The organism is Ideonella sp. (assembly GCF_035254525.1).
Taxonomy (GTDB): domain Bacteria; phylum Pseudomonadota; class Gammaproteobacteria; order Burkholderiales; family Burkholderiaceae_C; genus Ideonella.
In genome coordinates this window covers 71,617-80,031 of sequence record NZ_DATFAN010000158.1, presented here as the reverse complement: position 1 = coordinate 80,031, position 8,415 = coordinate 71,617, and the positions used below count along the sequence as shown (strand labels likewise).

Sequence of the window (8,415 nt, the reverse complement as noted above, 5' to 3'; positions counted from 1 at the left end):
TCGATGCCCTGGTCTCGCTGGATCTGTCCGCCCCGGATGCCAACTACGTGGTGATCAAGGCACCGCCGCGGTAACAACACCATCGGGCCGCCAGCGGCCGCGATGCCATGCGCGAGGGCCCCGCCGGGGGCCCTTTTGTTTTCGGCAGCCTGGGACCTTCCCGCAGGCGGCATCGATTTCAAGCTGGCTTTCAGCTTCGCGCGCCTAGTCTCGCGCGCCGTCCGCCAACCCCTGCCCCGCGCCGAACGCCGGGGCCAATCGCCATGACGCCTCGCCGCACCCTTGCTGTACGCTGCGCCGGCCTCGCCGCTGCACTGGCCCTGGCCGCCACCGGCCCGGCCGCCGCCCAGGAGCCGGCGCCGCTTCGCGTCGGCTTCATCTGCCCCCTGTCGGGCGGCTCAGGCGACTTCGGCAACAGCGCCCGCCTCGGGGCCACGCTGGCTGTCAAGGAGATCAACGAGGTCGGCGGCTACCTCGGCCGCCCGCTCGAGTTGGTGGTGCGCGACGACAAGGCCACGCCCGACGAGGGCCGGCGTGCCGCCGAGGACCTGGTGTTGCAGCAGAAGGTCGCCTTCACGATCGGCTACTGCAACACCGGCGTGGCGCTGAAAGCCATCGACGTGTTCCAGACCCACCGGCACCTGCTGATGGTGCCGGTGGCCACCGGCTCGGCGGTGACGGCCACCTACGCACCGGCCGAAAGCTTCGTCTTCCGCCTGTCGCCGCGCGACACGCTGCAGGCCGACTTCCTGGTGCGCGAAGTCGCCCTGCGGCGCGGCCTGAAACGCGTCGCGCTGTTCGCCGACCGCACGGGTTACGGCGAAGGTGGCCTGGCCGACCTCAAGCACTTTCTCGCCGAGCAGGGCCTGCGGCCGGTGTACGTGGCGCGCTTCGACCTCGGCGTCAGCTCGCTGGTCTCGGAGGTCCGGGCCGCACAGGCCGCCGGGGCCGAAGCCATCATCGGCTACAGCGTCGGGCCGGAGCTCGCCACGCTGGCCAGTGCCCGCCAGGCCGTGCATTTCAGCGGCCCGCTGCTCGGGCCGTGGCCGATGTCGTTCCGCACCGTGTGGGACAAGTCCGCGGGCGCCGCCGAGGGCGCGATGATGGTCCAGTCGATCGTGCCGGATCTGTCGAACGAGCGCCGCATGTCCTTCATTGCGCGGCTCAAGCGCCATGCCGGCGACCAGCCGGTGTCGTCGCTGATGGCCGCGGCGCAGACCTACGATGCGGTGCACCTGATGCTGCGCGCGGTCTTCCAGACGCGCGGCGACACCAGCGGCCCCGCCCTCAAGGCGGCGCTGGAGAACCTGCAGCAGTCCTACCCTGGCGTCGTAACGACGCACGACCACCCGTTCAGCGCGCAGGACCACGACGCCTTCACGATCAACATGATCTGGCTGGCCACCTGGCGCCACGGCGCGCTGCAGTTCGTCTACGCCGAGGATGCCAAGCAGGCCAGCGTGATCCGGCGCAAGGCCAACTGATCTGTCGAGGCTAGCCGCGCCCGACGAAGGGCATGCCGGTGGCCATCAGGGTCGTGAACAGCATGTTGGCCGACAACGGCAAGGCGGCCATCTGCACCACCGCATCGGCCACATGGCGCACGTCCATGCGCGCCTCGGCGCGGCGGCTGCCGTCGGCCTGCGGCATGCCCTGGGCCATCGCGCTGGTCATGTCGGTCGCGGCGTTGCCGATGTCGATCTGGCCGACGGCGATGTCGAAGGCCCGGCCGTCGAGGGCGCACGATTTCGTCAGGCCGGTCATCGCGTGCTTGGTCGCGGTGTAGGGCGCCGAGTTCGGCCGCGGCGCGTGGGCCGAGATCGAGCCGTTGTTGATGATGCGGCCGCCGCGCGGGGACTGCGCCTTCATCAGGCGAAAGGCCTCGCGCGTGCACAGGAACGCCCCGGTCAGGTTGATGTCGACGGCGCTGCGCCACGCCTGGACCGGCAGCTCGTCGATCGGCACGCCGGCGGTGAAGATACCGGCGTTGTTGAACAGCAGGTCGAGCCGGCCGTGGCGCCGGCGGATCTGCTCGAACAGCGCGGCCACCGCCGCCTCGTCACTCACGTCGGCGGGCGCCGCCCAGGCGCGACCGGCATGCGGCGACTCGGCGATCGCGGCCGCGAGCGCGTCGGCGCGCCGGCCGTTGAAGACCACCGTCCAGCCGGCGTCGAGCAGGGCCAGCGCGCAGGCCTTGCCGATGCCGCTGCCGGCGCCGGTGACGAGGGCGATGCGGATCGTGGCGTCGTTCATGGCCGGCGAGCATACGCCCGCCGGGCCGGGGCGCTGCTCAGGGTTTGAGCATCCAGCGTCCGGTGCGCAGCGCCCAGGCGCCGACCGCGGCGAGCCAGCACTGTGCGGCCAGCAGCGTCAGGTGCGTGCCGGCCACCGGCCACAGCGCGGCGAACACGCGGGCGACCACGCCGAGCTGCAGCACCCAGAACATCACCCAGGCCCAGCGGTCGGCCGCCACGGCCCGGCCGTGCTGGCCGCAGGCCACCCGTGTGGCCATCGCCAGCAGCGTGCTGCCGAGGTAGCCCATCGTGAACGCGTGCACCGGCGCCAGGCCGAGCGACAGGCTGCCATCGCTGAAGGCCCGCAGCAGCTGCGACACGCCCCCCAGTGCGAAGGACACCGCCAGCCAGAAGAAGCCCATGTGCAGCATCGCCAGCAGGCGGATCGCAAGGCTCTGCCGCAGGCCCCAGCGCAGCGACAACCAGAACAGCAGCAGCGCGCCCAGCCACTCGATCGCGCCCTGCACGAAGGCCAACGCCGGCGAAAACGTCCCCAGCGCCTCGGCGGCGGCGAACGGCGCCTGCACGGCCACGAAGGCGGCCAGCGCGACCAGCACCGCACGCGATCGCCAGGCGCCGTCGCCCGGCAGCGCCGCGGCGCTGAAGAACGGGATCATCCGGTGCGCGGCGGCGACGAAGACCAGGCCGAAGCAGCCCCACAGCGCCGCCCACACGGCCGCCCGGGTGGCCGCATCGGCGCGCAGCGTCACCGCCAGCGCGGCGGCCCACAGCGCGATCGTGCCGATGCCCAGCGCGGCCAGCACGATGCGGCCGTGGTCGCGGTCCTCGGCGCGGCTGTCGAACAGCATCAGGCCGAACTGCGCCGTCAGCAGCATCAAGCCGGCGCAGACACCGCCCAGCCCCAGCCCGGCCAGCGCGCTGGACAGGTGGAAGCCCGGCAGCGCGAGCACCCAGCCGCCCAGCATCAGCCCGACGCCCGGCGCGACCGAGCGCATCGGCAACGGTGCCACACCCAGCCAGCGCGGCCCGGCCGTGAACAGGAAGCCGACGAAGAACATCGGCATGAAGCCGAAGGTCATCAGCAGCGCATGCGCCGTACCGGGCGAGACGGCCCAGGGCACGGCCACCCCGCCGAAGCGCGCCGCCAGCATCGCGCCCCACCACAGCGCCGACAGGGCAAGCATCAGACCGCCGCCGAAGAAGCCCAGGCGATGCGGCGCGGCAAGGAGCCAGCGCAGGTGGGCGGAGGCGGCGGGACCGCCAAAGCTGCGCGACGGCAGCCCGGCAGGAGCGGGTTGCAAGGGAATCATGGCGGGTCCAGGGGTGGTCGGGCGGAAGACGAAGGCGATGGCCCGCCCGGACGCGCGCCCGGCAGGCCAGCACGCGAGGCTACCGGCGCCCGCGACCCGCCTGGTTGATCAGGGTCAACCCTTAGTCGAATTGGAGCCCGTTGCCGGTCCATCGACCGGCTCGACCCGCACCGCGCAGAACTTGAACTCGGGGATCTTGCCGAACGGATCCAGCGCCGGGTTGGTCAGCAGGTTGGCCGCCGCTTCGGCGAACGCGAACGGAATGAAGACCCCACCCGGCGGCGTGCCGTCGTCGCGCCGCGCCTGAAGGCGCACCGTGCCGCGCCGCGAGCTGACCCGCAGCCAGCCGCCGGGCTCCAGCCCCAGCCGCGCCAGATCCTGCCCGTGCAGGCTGGCGGTGGGCGCCGGCTCCAGCGCATCGAGCACCTGGCTGCGCCGGGTCATGCTGCCGGTGTGCCAATGCTCGAGCTGGCGGCCGGTGATCAGCACGAAGGGGTAGTCGGCATCGGGTTTCTCGTCGGCCGGCAGCAGCGCGGCCGGCACGAGGTGGATGCGGCCATCGTCGGTGGCAAAGCCGTCGTGGAAGACGATGGGCTGGCCCGGATCGTCGTCGGTCAGGCAGGGGTAGGTCACGCTGTGCGCGCGTTCGAGCCGCTCCCAGCTGACTCCGGCGATCACGCCGTGCATCGCCTGGCGCATTTCCTCGTAGACCGCGGCGACGCCATCGTCCGGCCCCTCGTAGCGCCAGGGCAGGCCCATGCGCCGGGCGATCTGCTGGATGATCCACAGGTCCGGCTTGGCCTCGCCGGGCAGGTCCAGCGCGCGGCGGCCCATCTGCACCATGCGGTCGGTGTTGGTCACGGTGCCGGTCTTCTCGGGCCAGGCGCTGGCGGGCAGCACCACGTCGGCCAGCCAGGCGGTCTCGGTCAGGAACAGGTCCTGCACGACCAAGTGTTCGAGGTTCGCGAGGCCGGCGCGCGCATGGGACAGGTCCGGGTCGCTCATCGCCGGGTTCTCGCCCATCACGTACATGCCGCGGATGCGCTTCGGGTCGTCATCAGCCGCCAGCGCGGCGTGCAGGATCTCGACCACCGTCAGGCCCGGCCGGGCGTCGAGCGTCGTCTGCCAGAAGCGCTCGAACCACTTGTGCGCCTCGGTGTCGTTCACCCGCTGGTAGTTGGGGAACATCATCGGGATCAGGCCGGCGTCGCTCGCGCCCTGCACGTTGTTCTGGCCGCGCAAGGGGTGCAGGCCCGAGCCGGGCTTCCCGACCTGGCCGGTCACCGCGGCCAGCGCGATCAGGCAGCGCGCGTTGTCGGTGCCGTGCACATGCTGGCTGATGCCCATGCCCCAGAGAATCATCGACGCCGGGCTGGTCGCATAGGCGCGAGCCACCTCGCGGATCGTCTCGGCCGGGATGCCGCAGACCGGCGCCATTGCCTCGGGCGAGAAGCCCTGGACCTGCGCGCGCAGCTCGTCGAAACGGTTCACCCGCTCGGCGATGAAGGCCGGGTCGGTGAGGCCCTCTTCGATGATCGTGTGCAGCATCGCGTTCAGCAGCGCCACGTCGGTGTCGGGCCGGAACTGCAGCGTGCGCCAGGCGTGGCGCTCGAGGTCGGTGCGGCGCGGGTCGGCCAGCACGATCTTCGTGCCGCGCTCGGCGGCGTTCTTCATCCAGGTCGCGGCCACCGGATGGTTCTGCGCGGGGTTGGCGCCGATGATGAGCACCAGCGACGCATGCTGCACATCGCTGACCGGGTTGCTGACCGCGCCCGAGCCCACGCCCTCGAGCAGCGCCGCGACACTGCTCGCATGGCACAGCCGCGTGCAGTGGTCGACGTTGTTGCTGCCGAACCCGGTGCGCACCAGCTTCTGGAAGAGGTAGGCCTCCTCGTTGCTGCCCTTGGCCGAGCCGAAGCCGGCCAGCGCCGCGGGGCCATGCCCGTCGAGCAGGCGCTTCAGGCCCCCGGCGGCAGCATCGAGGGCCTCGTCCCAGTTCGCTTCGCGGAACACCTCGCGCCAGTCGCGCGGCGGCTGGCCGGGGTGGTTCTGCGCGGCCGCGTCCTTCGGCACCCCCGGCCTGCGGACCAGGGGCTTGAGCAGCCGCTGCGGGTGGTTCACGTAGTCGAAGCCGAAGCGGCCCTTGACGCACAGGCGGCCATGGTTGGCCGGGCCGTCGCGCCCCTGCACGGCGACGATGCGGTTGCCGCGGACCTGGTAGGTCAGCAGGCAGCCGACACCGCAGTACGGGCAGACCGAGGCGACTTCCCGCTCGACCCGCTGGTCGCCGATCAAGGACTTGGCTGACAAGGCGCCCGTCGGGCAGGCCTGCACGCACTCGCCGCAGGCCACGCACGTGCTCTGGCCCATCGGGTCGCCGAGGTCGAACACCACCTGCGTGCCGGCGCCACGGCCGCGCATGCCGATCACGTCGTTGACCTGGATCTCGCGGCAGGCGCGCACGCAGCGCGTGCACTGGATGCAGGCATCGAGGTTGACCGCCATCGCCGGGTGGCTCAGGTCGGCGGCCGGTTGCTCGCGGCGCAGCGTGACCAGCTCGGCGCGCGGCCTCACGCCCAACGCGTCGGCCCAGGCACTCAGCTCGCCATGCGGGCGTTGTGCATCGCCGTCTAGCCACTGGTAGCCCGCCTGCGGCAGGTCGGCCAGCAGCATCTCGACCACCATCTTCTGGCTGCGAGTGGCCCGCTCGCTCCGGGTCTCGACCACCATGCCGGGCTGCGCCACGCGGCAGCACGAGGCGGCCAGCGTGCGCTCGCCCTGCACCTCGACCACGCAGGCACGGCAGTTGCCGTCGGCGCGCAGGCCGTCGCTGTAGCACAGGTGCGGGATGGCGACACCGGCGCGCTCGGCCGCCTTGAAGATCGTCTCGCCGGCGCGTGCTTCGCAGGGCTGGCCGTCGAGCGTGAACTGGATGCTGCTCATCACTTCACCTCGTCCGCGAAGTAGCGCTGCACGCAGCGGATGGCGTTCGGCGCCGCCTGGCCCAGCCCGCAGATCGACGCATCGGCCATCACCGCCGACAGGTCATCCAGCGTCGTGTGGTCCCAGGCCCCCTGCTGCATCAGCCGCGCCGCCTTCTCGGTGCCGACCCGGCACGGCGTGCACTGGCCGCAGCTCTCGTCGGCGAAGAAGCGCATCGCATTCAGCGCCGCGTCGCGAGCACGGTCGTGCTGCGACAGCACGATCACCGCGGCCGAGCCGATGAAGCAGCCGTGCGGCTGCAGCGTGTCGAAATCCAGCGGCACATTGGCCAGCGACGCCGGCAGGATGCCACCGGAGGCACCGCCCGGCAGATAGGCATAGAGCGTGTGGCCCTCGGCCATGCCGCCGCAATATTCGTCGACCAGCTCGCGCAGCGTGATGCCCGCCGGTGCGAGCTTGACGCCCGGCTGCTTCACCCGCCCGCTGACGCTGAACGAGCGCAGGCCGGTGCGGCCATGGCGGCCGAAGGACGTGAACCAGGCCGGGCCGCGCTCGACGATGTCGCGCACCCAGTACAGGGTCTCGAAGTTGTGCTCCAGCGTCGGCCGGCCGAACAGGCCGCGTTCGGCGATGTAGGGCGGCCTCAGGCGCGGCTCGCCGCGCCGGCCCTCGATGCTCTCGAGCATCGCCGACTCCTCGCCGCAGATGTACGCGCCGGCGCCGCGGCGCAGCTCGATCGGCGGCAACGGGCACGGCGGATCTTCGCGCAGCCGGGCCAGCTCGCACTCGAGGATCGCCCGGCAGCCGGCGTACTCGTCGCGCAGGTAGAGGTAGACGGCCTCGGTGCCGACCACCTGCGCCGCGACCAGCACGCCTTCGAGGAATCGGTGCGGATCCCGCTCGAGGTAGGTCCGATCCTTGAAGGTGCCGGGCTCGCCTTCGTCGATGTTCACGGCCATCAGCCTTGGGGCCTCGTAGCCCCGCACGATGCGCCATTTGCGCCCGGCCGGGAACCCGGCGCCGCCCAGGCCGCGCAGGCCCGCGCCGTCGAGCGCGGCCAGCACCTCGTCGGCGTTGCGCTCGCCGTTGACCAGCTCGGCCGCGAGCTGGTAGCCGCCGGCGGCGCGGTAGGCGGCGAGCCCGACGTACGGGGGGGCGATGCCCTCGACCGCCTCGGCCACGGTGCCGAGCGCCTTGGCCACCGGATCGAAGGCGGCGTCGTCGGCCGCCGGGGGGTGGGTGCTCTCGCCGGCCGTCACCGCGGCCTGCACCGCCCCGGCCGTGGCCTGCGGCAGCGGCCGCTGGCCGACCACCGCGACCGGCGCCTGCTCGCAGCGGCCCACGCACGGCGCATGCACCACGCGCACCTGGGCCCCCAGCGTGCCTGCGAGTGCGGCCATCAGGCCCGGGGCGCCGGCCATCGCGCAGGCCAGGCCATCGCACACGCGCACGGTCAGCGCCGGCGCGGCCGCATCGTCGGGCAGGATCTCGAAGTGGTGATAGAAGCTCGCCACCTCCACCACCTCGGCCATCGCGAGCCGCATCTCGGCCGCCAGCGCGACCAGGTGGCCCTCGAACAGCGCGCCGTGCGCGTCGTTGAGCCGGTGCAGCAGCTCGATCAGCTGGTCGGGCGCATGGGGCCCCGGGCCGATCAGCGCGCGCACCGCCTCGCGTGCGGCCTGGCTCGGCTGGCGGCCCTTGAGCTCCGAGCGCGCGCGCCGGCGCAGCGTCTCGACGGGAATGCGGGTCTCGGCGGCGGCGGGTGGGTTGGGCATGCGGCAACGACCGGTCGGAGCAGCGCGCCCCAGTGGCGCACCACGATGCGGTCGAGTATGCGTCAAGCACGCCGCGGCGCGAAGCGCCTGTGCCTGGCCCGCCCGGGCGCGGCGCGGTGGAAGACGACCGCA

5 protein-coding genes are annotated in these 8,415 nt (G+C 72.5%); 1 reads left to right on the top strand and 4 read right to left on the bottom strand.

The window, feature by feature from the left end; translation table 11 throughout:
• The first annotated feature begins 263 nt into the window (after positions 1–263).
• On the top strand, positions 264–1,484 hold the full coding sequence (locus tag VJ693_RS16280; RefSeq protein WP_324155787.1) for an ABC transporter substrate-binding protein: 1,221 nt from the start codon (positions 264–266) through the stop codon (positions 1,482–1,484).
• A 10-nt stretch (positions 1,485–1,494) separates the two neighbouring features.
• Here the strand turns inward: VJ693_RS16280 and VJ693_RS16275 are convergent, their stop codons facing one another.
• From VJ693_RS16275 to VJ693_RS16260, 4 genes are all read right to left on the bottom strand, one after another.
• Entirely contained in the window at positions 1,495–2,253 is a 759-nt protein-coding gene (locus VJ693_RS16275; RefSeq protein WP_324155786.1) for an SDR family oxidoreductase, read from the bottom strand.
• Positions 2,254–2,290: 37 nt separating this feature from the next.
• Positions 2,291–3,565: an NnrS family protein gene (locus VJ693_RS16270; protein WP_324155783.1), complete on the bottom strand. Its 1,275-nt coding sequence runs from the start codon at positions 3,563–3,565 to the stop codon at positions 2,291–2,293.
• A 114-nt stretch (positions 3,566–3,679) separates the two neighbouring features.
• On the bottom strand, positions 3,680–6,508 hold the full coding sequence (gene fdhF / locus VJ693_RS16265; RefSeq protein WP_324155781.1) for a formate dehydrogenase subunit alpha: 2,829 nt from the start codon (positions 6,506–6,508) through the stop codon (positions 3,680–3,682).
• The gene (locus VJ693_RS16260; protein WP_324155779.1) at positions 6,508–8,283 is read right to left on the bottom strand and encodes an NADH-ubiquinone oxidoreductase-F iron-sulfur binding region domain-containing protein; all 1,776 of its coding nucleotides are present in this window, start codon (positions 8,281–8,283) and stop codon (positions 6,508–6,510) included. The genes fdhF and VJ693_RS16260 overlap by 1 nt, the downstream gene beginning before the upstream one ends.
• Positions 8,284–8,415: the final 132 nt, after the last annotated feature.